We start from the raw sequence: 425 nt of genomic DNA on the forward strand, positions 1-425 counted from the left end.
ACGCTGTAGTTGGCGCCGTCCGGATAGCCGCGGTTGTTGCACTCGTAGACGCCCTCGTCGCCGGAAGACACGGAGAACGTCTGCCCCTGCGCGGCGGCGGTGGTGAAGATGGCCTCCTCCGCATCGAGCGTGCCGTCGGCGCTGGCGTCGTTCTCGCACCAGCCGAGCGACACGTTGATGATCTTGGCGGTGTTGTCGGTCACCGCCTTGTTGAAGGCCTTGGTCAGGCCCGTGTTGCCCGGCGCGTTGAGGTCGGCCATGTAGAAAGCCAGCTTGCCGACCGCGCCGCCGGCCGCACCCACGATGGACTGGCTGTCGAGGTTCCACTCGCCTTGGCCTTCCTGGTCATCGGTGTAGTTGCCGCTGGTGCCGTTGGTCTTGATCGTGGTGGTGGACACCGCGGCGTAGCCGTTGTTGCTCGTGAA

The 425-nt window shown here is 65.6% G+C and carries 1 protein-coding gene; it reads right to left on the bottom strand.

Going from position 1 to position 425, the window contains the following annotated elements; genetic code table 11:
* Positions 1-425, bottom strand: a 425-nt coding sequence (locus D7V88_RS42365) for a S8/S53 family peptidase (protein ID WP_208726805.1), incomplete at both ends; no start/stop codon positions are given.

This window comes from Corallococcus terminator (assembly GCF_003611635.1).
Taxonomy (GTDB): Bacteria; Myxococcota; Myxococcia; order Myxococcales; family Myxococcaceae; genus Corallococcus; species Corallococcus terminator.